This is a genomic window from Paenibacillus wulumuqiensis (genome assembly GCF_000971965.1).
GTDB classification, from domain to species: Bacteria; Bacillota; Bacilli; order Paenibacillales; family Paenibacillaceae; genus Saccharibacillus; species Saccharibacillus wulumuqiensis.
Genome location: NZ_LAQP01000018.1, coordinates 56,322 through 77,012, shown reverse-complemented (window position 1 = coordinate 77,012; position 20,691 = coordinate 56,322). Strand labels below are relative to the sequence as shown.

Below are 20,691 nucleotides of genomic sequence, written 5' to 3'. Positions count from 1 at the left end.
GAAAAAGCTGCGCCTATATGGCGCAGCTTTTTTAATCAAAATCAGCTAATAACCATTTGTTATTTTGTTTTTTAAAAGTATAGATTTTAGAAGTCGGGTTATTATTTTCATAAGTAACATCTGCAGAGATAGAAGCTTGATTTTTAGTTATATCACCAATATGTTTGATCTCTACATTTGTAATCTTTCCTTTTCCCATGATCCCTTGTATGGGAGAATCAGAAGTTAAAAGCTTCATATACGCATCTTTATTCTGATCATTAGTATATTGAGTTGATAAGTTAATCAGTTTTATAAGTTCAAGTTCGCTTCCTGCATATTGAGACTCGTTTAACATGGCTTGTTGAGAATCTTGCTTTGTAATACTAGTACTGGATGCAGGTTGGTTATTTGAGGAGGAGGTAGTCGATGGATTACTACATCCTGACAAAGCGACCGTAGATAAAACAAATACAATCAATAAAGTTATTTTTTTATTCATTACATCACTCCTTCTATAAGTTAGACGAGAGAAATTGATACAAAGTTTCTTTAATAAAAAAATTATGTCAATTTTTCTTTGTGAAAAATATAGCAAGACAGCGGGAATTATATTCATAATTCCAAAATAATAGCATTAATATAATGTTATTTTTTTAGTGAAGAGGGAAAAACAAAAGGTTGATGAAGATTAGTGAACGAAGTATAGTCTTTCTCTTAGATGTAACAACACAAACAGACATCAATGGGTGTCTGCTTTGTTGTTGAATTGTTCAACTTTGATATAAGTATCTTTGCAAACCGATGTATACTTATCGCAACACTATATCTGACTTGCACAATTGTTTCTTTTACTATTTACGGGTTAGAAAGTTTAAGTAGCCTTATTAAAGGATTTATCAAGCAGCCTGTGGAATACCCCGGTATATGGAGGATGATTACATGAATGTAGAGAAATGGATAGTAGAAGCAGATATTCAAGCTTTGCAGCAAGCGATGGAGTCAGGATCGACAAGTTCGGAGAAGATTGTGCAAGCGTACATAGATAGAATTCATACTTTTGACGGGAAAATTAGATCTGTTCTGGAAATCAATCCGGAAGCAGTGGAGATTGCCAGAGCGCTGGATCTGGAGAGAAAAGCAACAGGCAGCAGAGGAATGCTGCATGGTATCCCTATCCTTTTAAAAGACAATATCGATACAGCTGACCAGATGCATACAAGTGCAGGTTCGATTACTCTTGCACACTCGTTTGCTTCACAAGATTCTATGGTTGCCGCCCAGCTTCGGGCTGCTGGGGCGGTTCTGCTGGGCAAGACGAATATGACGGAATGGGCTGGCTTTATGTCTGTTGATATCTGGGCGGGATACAGTTCACGTGGTGGACTAACGCTGAATCCGTATGGACCGGGTGAGCTGTTCGTGGGGGGCTCCAGTTCGGGATCGGCAGCAGCTATTGCTGCAAACTTTGGCGCGGCGGCGATTGGTACGGAGACATCGGGCTCGATTATTAGTCCTGCCAGCCAGAATAGCGTAGTCGGCATCAAGCCAACAGTAGGTCTGATCCGTCAGGATGGAATTGTACCAATCGCATTTAGCCAGGATTCGGCAGGTCCGATGGCGCGTACAGTAACGGATGCGGCGATTTTGCTGGATGCTCTGGTGGATAGAGGGGGATGGCAGCATAGTAGTCACGGTACAGAAGATATGGATCGGAAATATACCTCATCTCTGGATACAGCATTTCTGAAACAGGCTAGAATTGGCATCCCCCGGCATTATTACCAGCACCTCGACAAAGACAGATTGGAAGTCATCGAAGCTGCGATACATGTGCTTCGCCAGCAAGGAGCGACGATTATCGATCCGGTGCATCTCCCCTGTGAAGATGCCCATTGGGATGCGAACGTGATGCGCTATGAATTCAAGCAGGGGCTGAACGACTATCTGAGCCGGCTGCCTGAGCATATTCCTGTTCATTCTCTAGCCGAAGTAATTGTTTTTAATGAACAGCATGCAGAGAAAGCATTGAAGTATGGTCAGGGTACATTGATATGGGCAGAAGAAACCAGTGGCACCCTGACAGAACAGGAATATCTGGACAGCCTGAGGTATAACAAAGAAATGGCTGGGGAACATGGAATCGATCATGCGCTGAATGAACATCAGCTGGACGCTCTTCTGTTTCTCGGCAGCGAGGGAGGATCTGATCTGGCTGCCCGAGCAGGATATCCGATCATTACGGTTCCGGGAGGATATGCCGAGGAAGGCGTGATTGCGCCCGGCGGCTATATTACGAAGGGGCCGCAAGGGATATCTTTTGTGGGAACAGCATGGAGTGAGCCGACTTTGATCAGAATTGCATTTGGGTTTGAGCAGGCTACGGGGCACCGAGTAGCGCCTATTTTGAAGTAGACTGTCCATAGTCTGGAATCAAGGAGCTGAATGTAGTGAAAAGAGAAGAACTACAGGAAATATTGAAGAGAGCCTATGACTATGCACGTAAGCAGGCAAAAGAATCAGGTGCCTCTATGTATTACATGAAAAATAATAAGCGAATCCGAGAAGATGCGGAAGGCAATACATTTGAACTTATTTATAATGGTAACGGAACAAGAGAAGAAGTCGAATATCATGAGTGAATTAAATAAGTATTAGTATAAAAGGAAGAGATAATGAAAAATTTTGCAGAAGAATTAGTTTATTGGTATTTGCGATTTAATGGCTTTTTTCCACTCACCAATTTTGTGTTACATCGGCAGGGCTTATCCGACAGTAACCAAAGTGCAGATGCCGACTTGTTGGCAATACGTCCTAAGTTTGTAACGGAAGAAGTTGGGAGACAGCATTATGACGCGGCACTTTTTAGACATTTTAACTCCAATACCAATATTGGTTTGATGTGTGAAGTGAAATCAGGGAATAGAGTAAGTCTGGAAAAAATCCATCTTAAAAGAGAAGATCGTATAGCTTATTGCTTAAAAAGAATAGGTTTCTTTTCTGAAAATAAAGTACGAGTGCATACAGAATATCTCAAGTCTCAGTGCGTATCGCAAGGACAATTCCATGAAGTGGGAAAGGTTTTGGTAACAAAATCAGAAATGAACATACCAGGATTTATTTGCTTGTCCCTGGATCATATAGAGGCTTTTATTGTGGAACGTATCCGTCTGTTTCCATCTGAGAAAGAAGGAGCCAAATTACATTTTGATTCGGATATGCTGCAATATATAATTTGGAAACATGGTATTTAATTTGTAAGGTGAATGACAACATGCGACATGATCGTGTATACAGTAAGTAAGAACGCTTGGAAAGATGTTTATTTGCGAGAGTAGTTATGACCGCAGGATGCTCTACTTTTGTTCAATTCATTTTATCTTTTATCCAAACTTTGTTTCCTATCGCCAACTCCTCTATAATAATAGGCTAGTATGTACTGCGATAGGAGGAAGCAATGGAATTTATCAAACAACAGCTGGTTAGCCTTGGTGTGAACGGGCTTGCCAACATTTATACAGCAAATATCATCATGGTGCTGTTTATCGCCCTGCTCTGCATCCTTGCTAATTTTATTACCAAAAAAATCGTACTGCGTACGATTATTCATATCGTCAACAACAACCGGTACACGTGGGATAATATCATCGTCGAGAAAAGGGTATTCCACAATCTCTCCCATCTCGTACCGGCCATCATCATCTACTTCTCTGCGCCCATTTTCCCGGCTTATCAGGTACTGATCGAGAAGGCTGCCATGACGTATATGATCATCATTATGATCACTGTTGTGAATGCGCTGCTGAATGCGTTTGAGACGATCTATCGTTCTTTTGAAATCTCCAAGATTCGGCCGATCAAAGGGTATATTCAGGTCGTGAAGATCGTCATGTTCATCATCGGGGGCATTATAGTGATCTCCAATCTGATCGGCCAGAATCCGCTGATTATTCTGAGCGGACTGGGAGCATTATCTGCTGTGCTCATGCTGATTTTCAAGGATTCTATCCTCGGGCTGGTAGCGGGGATTCAGTTGTCCTCCAATGATATGGTGCGTGTCGGTGACTGGATCGAGATGCCCAAGTATGATGCGGATGGCGACGTGATCGATATTACTTTGAACACGGTCAAAGTCATGAATTTTGATAAGACGATTACGATGATCCCGAGCTACGCGCTGATCTCGGATTCGTTCAAAAACTGGCGCGGGATGCAGGTATCGGGCGGGCGCCGGATCAAGCGCAGCATTCATATCGATACAAGCAGCATCCGATTTTGCAGTGACGAGATGATCTCGGAATTCCGCAAAATTCATTATTTGGCGGATTATATTACCGTCCGCTTGGAAGAGATTGATGCTTACAATGCAGAGCACCAGATTAACAGGGACAGCAATGTCAATGGCAGACAGCTGACCAATATCGGCGTATTCCGTGAGTATATTCATCAGTATCTGAGGAACCATCCGCAGATTCACAAGGACATGACCCTGATCGTCCGGCAGCTGGCTCCAGGAGATAACGGGCTTCCGCTGGAGATCTACGCTTTTAGTAATGATACGACCTGGAGTATTTACGAAAAGCTGCAGGCGGATATTTTCGACCATATCTTTGCGGTGGCGCCGACCTTTGGACTACGTCCTTTCCAGAATCCGACGGGGCATGATATTGTGCAATTGAAGGAAAACAAGTTGCTGCCGTGAGGATGAACAGACACCAGATAAGTAATGAAGTAAAGAGTGCCTGTATATGCGTCTCCATTGTATAGAATGATCAATGTAATAAGTCTAAGCCAAAAGTACAGCATGATGATTCATGCTGTACTTTTTTTGTTCATAGATTTGTTTTGTTCAAAAATTTGTTTTGTTCAAAAATTTGTTTTGCTGGGGGATTTATAGTCTGGAAAATGTACTCGTCTAAAAAATATACTGCACTCAAAAACGTATTGCTCTGCAAAATACAATCATCTGCGCTGCTATTACCAGTGTTATAAACAGATGCAGCTCTGCCGCGGTCTGCCAATTATGCTAAAATACACGCAGCAGGTTAACCCATACAGGAGGAACCATCCTTATGAAAACAGATCGCCTTCTTGCTATTGTCATGCTGCTGTTAAGCCGCAAACGTGTTAATGCGACAGAATTGGCGGAGCGGTTTGAGATCTCGCTGCGCACGGTATACCGTGATCTGGATACAATCGGACAAGCAGGTATTCCGATCGTATCCCACCCTGGAGCAGCAGGTGGGTATGAGATTATGGAGCAGTTCCGGATTGACCGGCAGATGCTCACACTGGAAGAGTTGATGTCGATCGTCAGCGGACTGCGAGGGGTACAGACCGGCCTGGGCGATCCGCAGCTGGAAGGGCTGCTGGATAAGGTCGGTGCACTGATTGCCAGAGGCAGTTCTGCGAGCGGACAGGCCGAAGAGAATCTGCTGATCGATTTGAATCCCTTTGGCACCAATAACGATATGAAAAGTATGCTGGCTCAGATACGCAGTGCTATACGGTCCAGACAATTGATCCGGTTGACCTACCGCAATAACAAACAGGAGCTGCAGGAGCGGCTCGTGGAACCCCTTATCATTGCTCTCAAAGGATTCACCTGGTACCTGTACGGCTACTGCAGATTACGCAGCGATTTTCGTACATTTCGTATTAGTCGGATCCGAGGGCTGGAGCAGCTGGAAGAACATTTTCCCTATCGGGCGCATTCCTTGTCCGAACTGCAGTACCCGTGGAAGCAGCAGTCCGATACAGAGAATACATGCAGCCATATACAAATTACGCTGCGCATTGATCCTTCGATCCGTGTATACGCTGAAGATATGTTTGGACCGGATACGGTCACCGAGCAAAAAGATGGAACACTGCACATACAGGCGCAGTGGTATGATGAACCGTGGCTGAAGTTCCAACTGCTCGCTTTTGGATCGCGGGCGCAGATATTGGCACCGCCTGAACTGGCTGAAAAAGTCGCAGCAGAAGCCCGCAAGGTCGCTGCTTTGTATGATTCGGCGCCTTTGAAATCATAGCTAGGCTCTATTTTGAAGCTTGGGGCAAATCCTCTATTCTATGGTACTCCTGTGTACACAGCTGTTATAACAGTGTGCACAGACAGAAGCGTTATACATTTTAAAGACTATTTCCAAGTCCGATCCAACCCTGACAAACAGTTGTCAGGGTTGTTTTTGTATGATGAAAACAGATCGGAAGACCAAAGCCGAGCGTAACCGCAGCAGCTGCCAGCTCGCTAAGCGAAGGGAGAAGAAACTGTAGAAGCGCTATCTGTTGGCGGCTGTCCATAAGATAGCTGGAGAGAGACATATATTCTCGTACATACCGCCTGCACCAGAGGGAAATAGTAGGGAAGATTGGAGAGGAACATGTGGAAAATAAAGAGATTACTTATCGCCGCCTGCGCACTCAGTGTATTACCGGGTCAAAGGAAAACACAGCTGCCGAGGTAGTGCAAAGGCTGGGCGCCGTGCAGGCCCAGGATTATGCCCAGGCGCTGTGGGCGATCGGGTCACGTACGCACAACGCCGATGTCACAGCTGTCGAACAGGCTATAACCAACCGGGAAATTGTACTGACGTGGCCAATGCGCGGCACACTGCATTTTGTGCCTGCCGCCGATGCCCGCTGGATGCTTGGGCTGCTGGCGTCCCGTATTTGGTCCAGACTCCGGGGCAAGTTGGAGCAGCAGGAGCTGAAATTCAAGCAAATGATGCTGGCCGAGAAGATCATCCACGATGCGCTGAGAGAACACAAGCGGATGAGACGGGTGGACCTGATGAAATTACTGGAATATGAAGGTATTGCCACTGCAGATGGGCAGGGCTATAACGTGCTGTTGTATTTGGCCCATAGTGGACTGATCTGTATGGGTCCGCTGGAGGGCAAGCAGCAGACCTTTGTACTGATGGAAGAATGGCTGCCCAAAGTCCGGGAGTGGAGTATGGAAGAGTCACTGAAAGAGCTGGCGATACGCTATTTTACAGGACATGGACCGGCAACGGTGTACGATTTTGCATGGTGGTCAGGGCTGCCCATGGCAGAAGCCAGAAAAGGCGTGGAAGCGGCTCGAATGAATCTCCTTTTGGAAAGGCACGGAAATATGGAATACTGGATGGGAGCAGATCATGCGGTCGCAACCGAGCCGGATGATGCTGTTCATCTGCTGGCAGGCTATGACGAATATTTGCTGGGCTACAAGGACAGAAGCGCCCTTGTAAAAAAGGAATACGGTCCGCTAATTTCCGGAAAAAATGCTGTATTCACACCAATGCTGGTGGTGGACGGCGAAATTGTCGGCTTATGGAGACGGAAGATTCGAAAGGAAAAAGTCGATATTTCCATTCATCCATTTACGGAACTAAAGACCGGGGAGCAGGAGATTCACGAGGCCGCTCGGCGCTACAGCGAATTTATGAATCTGACATTATCCGGGTTGAATATAGACAGAGTGTAACTCCCCAATGGAAAATAGGTTGGGAAGACGCTCCATTTTGCTGCATATTCGCTTCCGTACTCCAAATAACCAAATACACGTTATTCCTGCAAGGCTCCCGCTTCATCGGGGGTCTATTTTACTTTTATCGACTATATATTACGCGGGCCAAGCGCCCGTTCCGGATCGGACAGGTGGCTTTTGGGCCTGTTTTGTAATTTGTAATAGGGCGTTCATTATGGATTGGATTGGCTGCTTGCTGTGACAAATGATATAGAGATGGTCTCTACAAATTTAAAATAATAAAATATACTGAAATTATTTTCGGAGAATCCAAAAGGAGGAATACATCCATGGCGATCAGCCGAGAATATGTATCACAGGATTATGTGATCCAGCAGGTGACAGAGAAGTTTGCCTGCCGGGTATTATGGAGCGAAGGACGTCCCTGCCTGGAATATGCCAGCGAGGAGCAGCTGAACGAGATTACGAATTATGTGCGCAGCGAGTTGGACTGGGATTTGTACGATGTGTTTTTCACATCATTAATAGCCCTTACTGAAGAAAGCTGATCCTTGCATCAATAGCCCAATGGCAAGCATCTCGTCAAGCAGCTGAAACCTGTGCGCCGTAATTGGTGTAATATAGTGTAATTGACGATTTTCGATAAGGGGTGAACAGGATGAGTGTATGGACACGATTCAGAGATGTGATGAAAGCCAACGTAAACAGCCTGCTGGAGCGTTCAAACGATCCGGAAAAGGATGTGCAGACCTATCTAAGCAGCATGAACAGCGATCTTGGCCAGATCAAGGCAGAGACAGCAGCGGTTCTCGCCGAACAGAGCCGGACGCAGCGAGCGCTGAACGAGAGCAGTGCAGAGATCGCCAAGCTCCAACGCTATGCCGAGAAATCCGTTCAGAACGGCGAAGAGCAGAACGCACTGCAATTTCTGCAAAAGAAAGCGAGCCTCACCGCAGCGCACGCCGATCTGCAGGCTGCCCATGAACGAGCTTCTGCCAAAGCCGATACAATGAAGCTGATGCAGGACAAGCTCATGCAAGACCTCGCCCAGCTGGAAGCACGCTATACCGAACTCAAAAGCAAGATGGCTCAGGCCAACGCCCAGCAGCAGGCCAGTCATCACGGCTCTGCCAGCAGCACCGAGCAAGCCCTGCAGGCGATGGAACATAAGGCAGCCATCGCACTGAACGAAGCAGAAGCACTCGCCGAACTGCGCGGCGCTTCCCAAGAAGAAGACCTGGACGTCCTCATCGCCCGCCTGGAAAAGGGGATGAACGCCCAACCTGATCCCGCATCCAGCCAGGTGACACCGGAACAGGAACTATCTTCCCTGAAACAACAAAACGCCAGCAGCCACTGATCTGCCGGATGCATAGCTTTGCACATTACTGCTTCTCCATATAAAGAGACAGAAAAGAAAATGAACATTAAAACTCGCCATGAGCAGCCAATGTACAAACACGATTGATATCCCAGCACCTAACGCAAGAAAGGAAATAAGAGCAAAGGACGACATTTAAGCCTGGAGATCCCCATTTCCAATATCCTATTCAAGGATCTCCAGGCTTAACCGGAGGACGTGCTCTTATTCCTTTCTGAAGTGGGTAAAGCAATATCGCCGCCTGTGGATTTATCCATCCCCACCATTTGTCCGATACAAATAAAGGCAGCTGCATCCCCCTGGCCATTCTCCCCAGGAGAACAGCAGCAGCATGCAACGAAGAGAAAATATGTTAACAGTGAGGTGAGCCAATGCCTGTAATAGACTACAAATGCCCCAACTGCGGCAGCAGCATGATGTTTGACAGTGCGACCGGAGCACTGTCCTGTCCGAGCTGCGGACGGCAGGACAATATCGAACAGCTGCCGGACCCGCTGAAGAAGCAGGTATTTACCGAAAATGAAGTGCAGCAGTATCACTGCCCGAGCTGCGGCGCAGATATTGTGACCGAGCCGGAGACGAGTGCGACGACGTGCAGCTTTTGCGGATCGGCGGTTGTACTGGGAGACCGGCTGGTCGGGGATCTGGCGCCGGATACAGTCATTCCTTTTGCGATCAGCAAGGCGCAGGCGGAAGAAGCCTTCCGGAAATGGTGCCGCAATGGACTGCTGACACCGGCCGGATTCATGAGTGCAGACCGGATCAAGAGTATGACGGGGATCTACGTGCCCTTCTGGTTATACGAATTACATAACCTGGTTGAAGTGTACGGCAAAGCGACCAGGGTAAGAAGTTATACGCAGGGAGACTATCAATATACGGAGACCCAGCATTACGATGTGTACCGCAAGCTGCGGCTGGATTATGTGAATCTGCCGCTGGATGCTTCGGAAAAGATGAACGATGAGCTGATGGACAAGCTGGAGCCTTTTCCATACGAGCAGTTAAAAGAATTCAAAACCCCGTATCTGGCCGGTTATATTGCGGAGAAGTACAGCTATGACGATGAGCAGCTGGTTCCCCGTGCCAAGGAGAAAACGCAGCCGTATATCGACTCTTCAGTCTCCCAGTCACTGTCCGGATACAGCAGTGTGAGCTATACGGACAAGCAGGTGGATACAACGGTGCGACGGGCGGATTATGCCCTGCTGCCGGTCTGGCTGGTGAATTATGATTTTAAGCAAAAAAATTACATGTTCGCGATGAATGGACAGACCGGCAAAGTCGTCGGCAAGCCTCCGCTCAGCAAAGGCAAGATCACCGCATGGTTCGCAGGCATTACCGCCGCTGCCCTGCTGGGTATGAAGTTCATCTCCTGGGCGTTGGGAGGGGATTTCCTGTGAGAAGTTATCGTATCCCTCTCTTCATGATGGCAATGGTACTGCTGCTGGGTCTGGCTCTGCCGATGGTTACCCATACAGCGGCAGCAGCCACATCTGCAGCCGAATCGAAAAAGCTGATCTATGATCAGGCAAATCTGCTCCGTCCACAGGAAGAAGAGGCATTGACCCGGCTGGCCAGACAGTATGCACCAGAGCGCCAGACCGACTTTATTATTTATACGACCAACAATCCGGAGGGCCGGGATGTCGTGAAGATGACAGAGGACCTGTATGACCGCAAAGCGTTTGGATATAACCAGCCTTATGGCAATGCAGTCATCCTCACCATGGATATGTACAACCGGGAAATCTACCTGGCCGGCTTTGGCAAGGCGGAGCAGGAATTGAATGACAGCAGGCTGGACAAGATTCGTAACAAGATTACCCCGGATCTGGCAGTGGGCAATTATGGCATTGCTTTTGAAAAGTATATCCAGCTCTCTTATGACTATATGGGATACAAGTTCGGGACCACTCCGGACAATCTGTTATTCCAGTTCTGGTTCCAGCTGCTGGTAGCGGCAGCGATCGGCGGCATCATCGTCTGGATCATGGCGTACCGCTCTGGCGGCGTCATCACGGTCAGCCGTGCCACCTATGAAGATTCCAGCGTCTCCGGCGTGCTGGACAGCTACGATAATTACACGCATACTACCGTTAGCAAGCGCAAAATCGAGAAGAGCAGCAGCAGCGGAGGCGGCGGAGGAACGAGCAGCGGCGGTCATTCGCACAGCGGCAGCCGGGGTTCCTTTTAATCAGTCGTTCAAGGCAAAAGTCCAGATATACAGTGAACCTATAGCAAGCAGCCAGCCAACAAGGCAGCTAGGGTGTGTACATGAATATCCAAACAGAAGGGATGAGGAATACAATGGGATTTTTCAGAAACCAGTTTGCCAATGTAGTCGAATGGGAAGAATTCAGAGACGATATGATTTTCTGGAAATGGAATAACCGCGAGATCAAAAAAGGCAGCAAGCTGATCATCCGCTCCGGTCAGGATGCCATTTTCCTGAATAACGGTAAAGTGGAGGGCATTTTCAAGGACGAAGGTTCCTTTGATGTGGATTCGGATATTATTCCGTTCCTGTCCACGCTCAAAGGATTCAAATTTGGCTTCAACAGCGGCATGCGGGTGGAAGTGCTGTTCGTGAATACCAAGGAATTTACGGTGAGGTGGGGAACGCAGAGTCCGATCCTGATTCCGACGCCGCAGCTGCCGGGCGGGATGCCGATTCGTGCGAACGGTACGTTTAATTTCAAAGTCAGCGATTATGTCGCCCTGATCGACAAGGTAGCCGGGATCAAGCAGAGCTATGTGGTAGAAGATGTGAAAATCCGTATCACCGCCGTGCTGGATCAGCTGCTCATGAAGTGGATCAGCCGCGAAGGCAAGGACATGTTCAATCTGCAGGCCAATGCATCGGATATTGCGAATGGTATTCGTGAAGATCTGGATATGCAGATGATGAGTATCGGGATCGGGATTACCGGATTCCAGGTGATGAGCTTCAACTATCCGCAGGAGATTCAGGATATGATCACCAAGACCGCTTCCCACGAGATGATCGGCAATATGCAGAAATACCAGCAGGTCAGCATGACCGACGGCATCGCTTCGGGTAAAGTGCAGGGCGGCGGTACGGCGGCCGATATGGCCGGCATGATGATGGGCATGAATATGGCAAACGAAATGATGAAGAACATGAATGGAAGCAACCAGAACTCGTCCGATGCCAATCAAGGACAAAATCCCTCTTCCGGTCAGCAGACGGGTGGCGGGCAAAATAATGCGCCGACTCCACCATCTGCCGAAGGCGGAATCAAGCCCAACTTCTGCCCGAACTGCGGCGCCAAAAATGAAGGTTCCAAATTCTGTCCGAACTGCGGATACAAGCTGGCCGATTAAAAGAGTAAAGAGTAATAAACCAATGGATCAGCCAGCGGTATGGCAGCCAGAATTTTGCCATCCAGTCGCGAGTTAAACAGACCGAATAATGAAATCAGCTTGTAGACGAAATAGTATATTATAAAATAAATGCACCCCTGCAAATGCTCATTGCATAACCGTACAGGTTAACGAATAAGCATGCAGGGGTGCATTTTGTATAACAAGGTCACAGCAGGAATACCATCATCTGAACCTGTATCCGAACCCTGAAAATCGAATACCCATCTACATCACAACGATCAGGAGGTAGTAAAATAATGTCCCTGCTCCAGATCCGCAATCAGACCATGATGCGCCGGTGTCCAATCCATCCATTCACGGGTAAGCGTACTGGATATCGGCATATCAGCAGACGCGGCGAAATGAATCCAGCCAAAATGATTGGCTGCTTCATCCGGAGTAATGCTTACGACCGGCAGATTCAGCTTCTGCCCAATCACTTCGGCAATATCGCGAAACGGAATCTCTCCTTCATCCACACCGTGCAGACGCGTACCGGGTACTGCCTTTTCCAGTGCCTTGCGGAACAGCACAGCCGCATCCAGACGATGCACCGCACACCAGCGGTTGCTTCCATCACCGATATAGGCGGATACGCCCTTAGCGCGTGCAATATCGATTAAAGTCGGCACAAATCCGTAATCTCCCACATCATGTACCGAAGGCGCCAGTCGGACCATGGATGCATGTACACCACGCTCAGCCAGTGCGAGAACGGCTTTTTCCGCATACCGGATAGCATGTGGAGAAGGCTCATCCTTTTCCGTACCGATACGCCCTGGAGCGAGCATCAACGCGCCCGAAGTCAGTATGATCGGTTTGCCCGTACCTTCTAGCTCCCTGCCCATCGCTTCAATCGCCAGCCGGTCAATCTCATTGGCCGCTGCATAATTGGAGAAGTCATGGATAAAGCCGAGATGGATAATACCGTCCGCTTCCCTGGCCGCCTGGCGCAGACTGTCGGTATCTTCAAGTGAACCTCTATGGACGGCTACGCCCGCTGCGTTTAGCAGGTCTGCGGCCTTGTCCGACCGTGCGAGACCGGTCACTTCATGCCCTGCCTTGAACAATTCCTGCAGCACCGCAGTGCCTACAAATCCTGTTGCTCCTGTCACAAATACTTTCATCGGTAAAGCCTCCTTAGGGGATCGAAATTCGCTTACCGGTTCAGCATAAAGTATAGAGTTCACTCTATAGCAATCCCCCAATTGCGGAAGTATACTAAAAAGATGGAGACCATATTTTCAAGCAAACAAGCTGCCGAGCAGACAGGACTGAGCGTGCATACGCTGCGTTATTACGAACAGATGGGTCTGGTTCACGGGATACAGCGCGATGGCAACGGCTACCGCCAATACACGGAATCGGATATCAAATGGTTTCAGATCATCAGGTATTTTCGGGATATGGGACTGCCGGTTAAGGAAATGCAGCAGTTCATCGCCATGGGTGACAGCGGGGCCAGCACCGCCCGGGTACGCCGCGAATTTATGGAGACTTACCGCGCCCGGATCGTGGAGCAGCAAAAGGAACTGGAGCGCGCACTGCGAAGAGTGGATGATAAAATCGAATTTTTCAGAGATCGGGAAAGGATGGAGAACGAACAGCAGATCCGGGTTTAAGATGTGGGATCACTCCCTGCACAGAGCGAAGAAAAGAGAATTCTACCAACGCCCGACATTTAAGAATGGAGATCGACTGCTGCAGGCGGTCATTCATGATCTCCATTCTTAACCGGAGGAAGTGGGAGAATCTCTTTTCGCAGCGGTGTAAGCTACCCATACCCAAGCAAACATAGAAACGAAATTCCTCCTGCATCAACGACAAAATCTTCAAATCCAGCAGATTTTGAAGAAAAACACAACATAAATGTGATATAATGGAATGATTCGGTCAGGAAACGTTTTTGGCTGCGAATAGGAAGGGTTGCCAATCTATGCAGGTATTCAAGGACTGGAATCTGAAAGTGAAAGAAACCTTTAACGCGACCAGTAATGAAGTAGTATTAACGGTCTCGGAAGCGGGAGCTCTACTGGGCATGTCCAAAGATCAAATGAAGGTCTACGTCGATAAAAACAAGCTGACCAAGGTGCCGATCATGCGAAGTGTGCATCGCTACCTTTTACTCAAAAGTGAATTAGATGAGATTGTTAAGCAAGCCTAACCGTTATCGGTACCCCATACCACCATCAGACCATCAGCCGCAGTCCGGTTGGTGGTTTTGTTGATTTTCGGCTTATTTCCCGGCTCATTTCTGACGATAGAGGGAGAAAGAGAGCAATTCGTAACCCCATTCCTGTTTTCCCGTATTACCCTGTACATATGAACGCCGATGTTCCACTACATGATGCGAATCATCCGAATGGGAGCAGGCCTCTGCATCCCGATTATCCCTGATTATTAAATATAACAAGTAACGCTTAACTGACATGTCCCTTCGGAAACGTACCGGATGACTATTAAATAGAATTTGAGGGATTTCTGATGAATGAGAAATTTATAAACTACGCGGATACCGGTTACCAGCTGGCTGAGCAGAAGGCTGCGGACTACTTTGCACAATTGTACGAGCAGGTGAATGCCAAGACGTATATATCGTCCCTGACCGATGATTTTCACCTCTGGAAAAAGAACCATATTCCGCTGAATTTCTGGCTGTCCCGCTTTTCCCGCCAAAAAGCGCCGGATGCCAGAGACTACCACCGGTACATCCAGTGGCTGAACATCACCGGCAAACTGGATAACTATCTGAACCGCAGTGTATCGTACATCTATATGCGCGATCTGGGCCGTGCGCTGGATGCGCCGGAGACGGAATCACGGATTCAGGAAGTGATCGCCAGCCTGCGCAAGCGGCTCGTGAATCCCGAAGCCGGTCCACAGGGCGATATTATGATGTTCATGAGTATGGATGGCGTCTACCGCTGGGCGCAAAAGGAAAACATTGAGCCGGCAATCATCTGGATGATGAACAAGCTGAAGAATGTCACTGCTCATATTCCGGAAGAGCTGAGTGCCGAGCAGGCGCAGCGCAAGCTGATCAAGATCATTGTCGGCGTCGTGCTGCATGCGATCGAGGAGATGGAGGATAGCGTGCCGCAGGCAGAGCGCAGCCGCCGTCTGGATGAAGCGGTGCGCCTCGGCTATTCGTACGGACTGACGTATCCTTTTGTGGATGATATTCTCGATTCCACGCTGCTCACCGTGCAGGAGAAAGAGCAGTATTCGCGCCTGATCCGCACCGCGCTGCTGACCGGCACGGTACCCAAGCTGGGCGACTGGTCGGGCAATCATGTGGAGCTGATCCGGTATATCCATTCCGAGCTGCGGGAAGCATTTGAGTATATCCAAAGCCGCCAGCAGCCGGGAACGCAGCGGATCTTTTTTGAACAATCGTATGTATTTTTCCAGTCCCAGGATATCGATCGGACACGGGATCTGAATAATAACCGCTATACGAATGAAGAGCTGTACATCCCGGTTATTCTTAAATCATCCTGCTCCCGGCTGGTAGCCCGTTCGATTATCGGTGCCCCGGAAGATGAAGGATTCGACTATCGGACGTTCTGCTACGGCATTTATAACCAGCTGGCCGATGATTTTGCCGATATGTTCGACGATATGGAAGCCGGCTCGGTTACGCCGTATACGTATTATCTCAAATACCACAGCCAGCGCAGCGATCTGGTCAACCCTTTTGAACTGTACTGGGCGGTTATCGCCCATCTGATCCACAATGTATACGGCAATGACCATCGAACCCGCGAAGTGATTCTGGACCGGGCGATTAATGGATTGAAGCGTGCGCGCGTTCGTCTCGGTGATGCCAAATACGATGAGATCATGGGCATTCTGACAGCAGGCATCCCGGCATTCAACCGGCTGATCCAGCAGATGGTGTCCAAGGCAGAGGATGTGGATTTCTTTGACAAACTGCTGCGCGACCAGATGCTGAACAGCCTCAAGCAGGATCGGGAAGAGCAGGAGCACTTCCAGCAGACTCTTCAGACCGTGAGGCAGCAGATCAACGACACGCTGCTGCTGGACAAAAAGCAGGGACTGCTGCCGATGAACGAACGGCTCATCGACGCAGCCAACTACAGTCTCGAAGGCTCCGGCAAAAGGCTGCGCCCGATCCTCGCCTGGGTGATGGGCGTGCATCATTATGGACTGGATGCACAGGCGCTTATGCCGCTGCTGCGATCGCTCGAATATATGCATACCGCTTCGCTGATCTTCGACGATCTGCCTTCCCAGGATAATGCGCCGACCCGCAGGGGCCGGGCAACTCTGCATGAAGTGCACAACAGCGCCACTGCCGAGCTGAGCGGACTGTTCCTCATCCAGAAAAGTATCCGTGAGCAGTCCTCGATGGATGGATTCGACGCGAGAGCCGTGCTGAATCTGATGCAATATTCTGCCGAAAAAGCGGAACAACTGTGCACCGGCCAGGCGATGGACCTGGAAGCCCGCGGTCAGGCGCTGACGCTGGAGCAGCTGAATACGATCTGCTTTTACAAAACCGGCGTAGCCTTTGAAGCTTCGCTCGTGATGCCTGCGCTGCTCGCCCGGGCCGGGGACCAGGAGATTCAGGTGCTCCAGACATTCGCCTACCACGCCGGCATTGCCTTTCAGATCAAGGACGACCTGCTCGATCTCGGAGGCGATGTACGGGTCATCGGCAAGCCGGTCGGTCAGGACGCGCAGAACAACAACTCCACCTTCGTCTCCATTCTCGGGGAAGAGGGTGCCCAGAAAGAGATGTGGAATCACTACTGCTGCGCTATCGAGGCGCTGCGTACCCTGCCGAAGGAAGTACCTTTCCTGAAGCATCTGCTCAATTACATCGTGCATCGCGATCGGTAAATTATGATTTTCCACGGCTGTCTGCTGCTGAACAGGAGACTGTCTGCATACTGTAAATTGTATGGTTATGGGAGCCAAGTATTTGAATGAAAGGCACTGTTATTGTTGCAGTGCCTTTTTATTTTGAGTCTGAAATAGTAAAGTGTGCTGTGTAGTAATATGTGTATGGTGGGATGCTTCATCCACTCCAGAAAGGAATAAGGGAATGTCCTCCGGTTAAGCCTGGAGATCTTGAATAGTAGGAGTGAAGGAAGATCTCCAGGCTTAAAGGTCGTCCATTTCCCTTATTTCCTTTCTTTCGTTCTGTGCGTATGCATTCTGTGCAAAGTGGTATATCATTTTATACGGTATACGGCAATAAAATACGAAGTATGAACACAGAGGACATGCAATAAAACGCACGGAGCGCAGGGGAGGGAATCATACCATAGGCCGACATTTAAGAATAGATATTCACCGCGATCAGCGGTATTTCAAAATATCCATTCTTAACCGGAGGCCGCCGGTATGATCCCTCCCCGGAGCGGGAGTCGCTATACCCGCCCCCTTCCCTAACTACTGCCATTCAGCTCACAAATCAGCCACAACTAGCCAGCCATTTATCATGTAAGCCTTTGCATTTTCCGAATCGTTACGTACATAATGGTAGAAGAGATTATGCAGCACATCATCCTCATCATGACACTCAGCCACCAGACCATTTACGATTCAGGAGGGAATATATTGACTACACCAACCATTTCACAAATCGGGGTCCCACTTGAGGGATTTGCTGAATTCAGCCGCAAGGTTGCTGCCGAAGGCGCCGTGCTTTTGCAAAATGACAATCAGGCTCTGCCGATTCAGAAAGATGAAAGCGTTTCGATTTTTGGCCGGGTACAGGTCGATTATTACCGCAGTGGTACAGGATCAGGTGGCAGTGTAAATGTGGCGTATACGACCAATCTGCTGGATGGGCTGCGCAGCAAGCCGGGCATCACGGTCAATGAGCAGCTGGCACAGGTATACGAGCAGTGGATTAGCGAGAATCCGTTTGATAACGGTGGTGGGGGCTGGGCAGCCGAGCCGTGGCACCAGAAGGAAATGCCGCTGACCATGGAGCTAGTCACCCAGGCGAGACAGCAGTCGGCCAAAGCCATTATCGTCATCGGACGCACCGCCGGGGAAGACAAGGATAATGCGGATGCGCCGGGCAGTTACCGTCTGACGGACGAAGAGCTGGATATGCTGAAGCAGGTGACGGCTCATTTTGAACAGACTGCTGTCGTACTCAATGTATCCAATATCGTGGACATGAGCTGGGTACAGGATAAGAGTCATATCCATCCGATCTCAGCCGTTATCTATTCCTGGCATGGGGGTATGGAGGGCGGCAATGCGATCGCGGACGTGCTGGTCGGGGAAGTGACGCCGAGCGGCAAACTGCCGGATACGATCGCGTATTCCATCGATGATTATCCATCGACGAAAAACTATGGCAACGAGCACCAGAGTCTATATGAAGAGGACATCTATGTGGGCTACCGGTACTTTGAGACATTTGCGCCGGAGAAGGTACAGTATGCGTTTGGTTATGGATTGTCATATACGTCGTTTGACGTACAGCCGGAGCAGGCGCAGCTGGTTAGCCGTGATGGACAGGAATTTATCGAAATCGGGGTACAGGTGACTAATATCGGACAGACCTATGTCGGCAAAGAAGTCGTGCAGATCTACTACGAAGCGCCACAGGGTCAGCTCGGTCAGCCGGTACGTTCGCTGGCTGCTTTTGGCAAAACAGGGCTGCTGCAGCCGGGAGAATCGGAGCGGCTGGTGATTGCTTTCCCGGTGCATGGCATGGCTTCGTACGACGACAGCGGCATTACCGGACATACGCACGCGTATGTGCTGGAAGCAGGTACCTATCATTTCCATGCAGGCACCAGTATTCGTGAGCTGGTTGCTGTTCCGTTCGCCGATAGCGACGGATATGTGCTCAGCGAGCTGCAGGTAGTGGAGCAGCTGCAGGAAGCGATGGCGCCGACCGTGACCTTTAACCGGATCAAGCCGGGACGCCGTCTGGACAATGGCACCTATGAGGTGACATATACCGAAGTGCCGCGCCAGCAAGTGTCGCTGGCTGAACGGGTTCAGCAGAATCTGCCTGTACAGTTGAAGCAGACGGGAGACCGGGGCTACAAGCTGAGAGATGTGGCGGAGCAAAAGGTCAGCATGGAGGACTTTATCGCCCAGCTGAGCGACGAGGATCTGGCTGCAATCGTACGCGGGGAAGGCATGAGCAGTCCGCTCGTTACACCGGGTACGGCATCCGCATTTGGCGGGGTCAGTGACAGTCTGCTGGGCTACGGGATTCCGGTCGGTTGTACGGCAGATGGCCCTTCCGGCATCCGGATGGACAGCGGAGACAAGTCCACCCAGGTATCGATCGGTACACTGCTGGCATCGACATGGAATGTTGAACTGGTCGAGGAAATGTACGTGCTGGAAGGACAGGAACTGGTACGCAACAATGTCGATGCATTGCTCGGACCGGGTATGAATATTCACCGCAGTCCGCTCAATGGACGGAACTTTGAGTACTTTTCCGAAGATCCGCTGGTGACCGGACAGCTGGCCGCTGCCTGTGTGCGCGGTATTATGAAGGGCGGCTCCAATGGCACGCTGAAGCATTTCGCCTGCAACAACCAGGAGCATTATCGCAGCAAAGTCGATGCGGTCGTATCCGAACGTGCGCTGCGCGAAATCTATCTGAAAGGCTATGAGATCGCAGTTAAGCAAGGGGGTTCCAACTGCATCATGACCTCGTATAATCCGATAAATGGACACTGGGCCGCTTCCAACTATGATCTGAATACGACGATCCTGCGCGGCGAATGGGGCGTCGATGGCATCGTTATGACCGACTGGTGGGCGATTATGAACGACGTCGTAAATGGCGGACCGGCCGATCGCAAAAACACCAATGCCATGGTACGCGCCCAGAATGATCTGTACATGGTCGTCAGCAACTATGGCGCCGAGACGAATGTATGGGGCGATAACACGATCGAATCGCTGGCGAACGGCACACTGACCCGCGGCGAACTTCAGCGCAGTGCGATCAATATCTGCAATTTCCTGATCCAGGCCCCGGTATTTACCCGCAATCAGGTGATCGAGGAGACGGTGAACATGTATAAGGCAAATGCAGCACTCACTGTCGATCAGGCCCAGCCAGCGACAGAAGACCGTCAGATTCCGGTTGATACCGCTGGCGCTACGCTCATCCATATCGACCAGCCGGGAGTCTATCGCCTCTTCGCCCATGTCATGTCCCCGGACACCGAACTGGCTCAAAGCGCCTGCAATCTGATGCTAAACGGCGAAGTCGTCACCACCATCCAGACCAATGGCACCGAAGGCAGATGGCTGCGTCAAAAGCTGGTCAAAGCCGAACTGGCAACCGGCGTCTACGAACTGACTTTCGAATTCGTCAAGCCAGGCATGCAGATTGAGTGGATCGAACTCAAACGTGTGTAATCGCTCGTATACACCAGGTGACTTTGCAATACAGCGTATCCATACACATAAGAGCCTTTCGCCTAACCAGCGAAAGGCT

The 20,691-nt window shown here is 49.4% G+C and carries 17 protein-coding genes; 15 read left to right on the top strand and 2 right to left on the bottom strand.

The window, feature by feature from the left end; translation table 11 throughout:
• Positions 1-31 precede the first annotated feature (31 nt).
• Complete coding sequence (locus WH45_RS20315) at positions 32-481, bottom strand: hypothetical protein (RefSeq protein ID WP_046216250.1); 450 nt, start codon at positions 479-481, stop codon at positions 32-34.
• A 440-nt stretch (positions 482-921) separates the two neighbouring features.
• Between WH45_RS20315 and WH45_RS20310 the strand changes: the two genes are divergently transcribed.
• The 11 genes from WH45_RS20310 (at position 922) to WH45_RS20260 (ending at position 12,185) form a co-directional block, all read left to right on the top strand.
• The gene (locus WH45_RS20310) at positions 922-2,394 is read left to right on the top strand and encodes an amidase family protein (RefSeq protein ID WP_046216249.1); all 1,473 of its coding nucleotides are present in this window, start codon (positions 922-924) and stop codon (positions 2,392-2,394) included.
• 35 nt (positions 2,395-2,429) lie between these two features.
• Complete coding sequence (locus WH45_RS20305; protein WP_046216248.1) at positions 2,430-2,621, top strand: hypothetical protein; 192 nt, start codon at positions 2,430-2,432, stop codon at positions 2,619-2,621.
• Positions 2,622-2,654: 33 nt separating this feature from the next.
• Positions 2,655-3,233: a hypothetical protein gene (locus tag WH45_RS20300; RefSeq protein ID WP_046216247.1), complete on the top strand. Its 579-nt coding sequence runs from the start codon at positions 2,655-2,657 to the stop codon at positions 3,231-3,233.
• Between the two features lie 203 nt (positions 3,234-3,436).
• Complete coding sequence (locus tag WH45_RS20295; RefSeq protein ID WP_046216246.1) at positions 3,437-4,681, top strand: mechanosensitive ion channel family protein; 1,245 nt, start codon at positions 3,437-3,439, stop codon at positions 4,679-4,681.
• 370 nt (positions 4,682-5,051) lie between these two features.
• The gene (locus WH45_RS20290) at positions 5,052-6,014 is read left to right on the top strand and encodes a helix-turn-helix transcriptional regulator (RefSeq protein ID WP_046216245.1); all 963 of its coding nucleotides are present in this window, start codon (positions 5,052-5,054) and stop codon (positions 6,012-6,014) included.
• A 353-nt stretch (positions 6,015-6,367) separates the two neighbouring features.
• Positions 6,368-7,453: a winged helix DNA-binding domain-containing protein gene (locus WH45_RS20285; protein ID WP_046216244.1), complete on the top strand. Its 1,086-nt coding sequence runs from the start codon at positions 6,368-6,370 to the stop codon at positions 7,451-7,453.
• A 332-nt stretch (positions 7,454-7,785) separates the two neighbouring features.
• A complete protein-coding gene (locus tag WH45_RS20280) occupies positions 7,786-8,004 on the top strand; it encodes a hypothetical protein (protein WP_046216243.1) in 219 nt (72 codons plus the stop codon).
• A gap of 110 nt (positions 8,005-8,114) precedes the next feature.
• A complete protein-coding gene (locus tag WH45_RS20275) occupies positions 8,115-8,816 on the top strand; it encodes a PspA/IM30 family protein (RefSeq protein ID WP_046216242.1) in 702 nt (233 codons plus the stop codon).
• A 392-nt stretch (positions 8,817-9,208) separates the two neighbouring features.
• Positions 9,209-10,240 carry a TFIIB-type zinc ribbon-containing protein gene (locus WH45_RS20270; protein ID WP_046216241.1) on the top strand — a complete coding sequence of 344 codons (1,032 nt, stop codon included), beginning with the start codon at positions 9,209-9,211 and terminating at the stop codon, positions 10,238-10,240.
• Positions 10,237-11,034, top strand: a complete 798-nt coding sequence (locus tag WH45_RS20265; protein WP_407668043.1) for a TPM domain-containing protein — start codon at positions 10,237-10,239, stop codon at positions 11,032-11,034. The genes WH45_RS20270 and WH45_RS20265 overlap by 4 nt, the downstream gene beginning before the upstream one ends.
• Before the next feature lie 113 nt (positions 11,035-11,147).
• Positions 11,148-12,185: an SPFH domain-containing protein gene (locus WH45_RS20260; RefSeq protein ID WP_046216240.1), complete on the top strand. Its 1,038-nt coding sequence runs from the start codon at positions 11,148-11,150 to the stop codon at positions 12,183-12,185.
• A gap of 281 nt (positions 12,186-12,466) precedes the next feature.
• Here the strand turns inward: WH45_RS20260 and WH45_RS20255 are convergent, their stop codons facing one another.
• A complete protein-coding gene (locus tag WH45_RS20255; RefSeq protein WP_046216239.1) occupies positions 12,467-13,354 on the bottom strand; it encodes an SDR family oxidoreductase in 888 nt (295 codons plus the stop codon).
• A gap of 102 nt (positions 13,355-13,456) precedes the next feature.
• On the opposite strand from WH45_RS20255, the gene WH45_RS20250 reads away from it, so the two are divergent.
• From WH45_RS20250 to WH45_RS20235, 4 genes are all read left to right on the top strand, one after another.
• Positions 13,457-13,849: a MerR family transcriptional regulator gene (locus tag WH45_RS20250; protein ID WP_046216238.1), complete on the top strand. Its 393-nt coding sequence runs from the start codon at positions 13,457-13,459 to the stop codon at positions 13,847-13,849.
• 314 nt (positions 13,850-14,163) lie between these two features.
• Positions 14,164-14,391 carry a MerR family transcriptional regulator gene (locus tag WH45_RS20245; RefSeq protein ID WP_017814909.1) on the top strand — a complete coding sequence of 76 codons (228 nt, stop codon included), beginning with the start codon at positions 14,164-14,166 and terminating at the stop codon, positions 14,389-14,391.
• A gap of 320 nt (positions 14,392-14,711) precedes the next feature.
• Positions 14,712-17,093 (top strand): polyprenyl synthetase family protein, encoded by a 2,382-nt coding sequence (locus WH45_RS20240; protein WP_046216237.1) that lies wholly within the window; start codon positions 14,712-14,714, stop codon positions 17,091-17,093.
• A 723-nt stretch (positions 17,094-17,816) separates the two neighbouring features.
• A complete protein-coding gene (locus WH45_RS20235; protein WP_082097006.1) occupies positions 17,817-20,612 on the top strand; it encodes a glycoside hydrolase family 3 protein in 2,796 nt (931 codons plus the stop codon).
• The last annotated feature ends 79 nt before the right edge of the window (positions 20,613-20,691 follow it).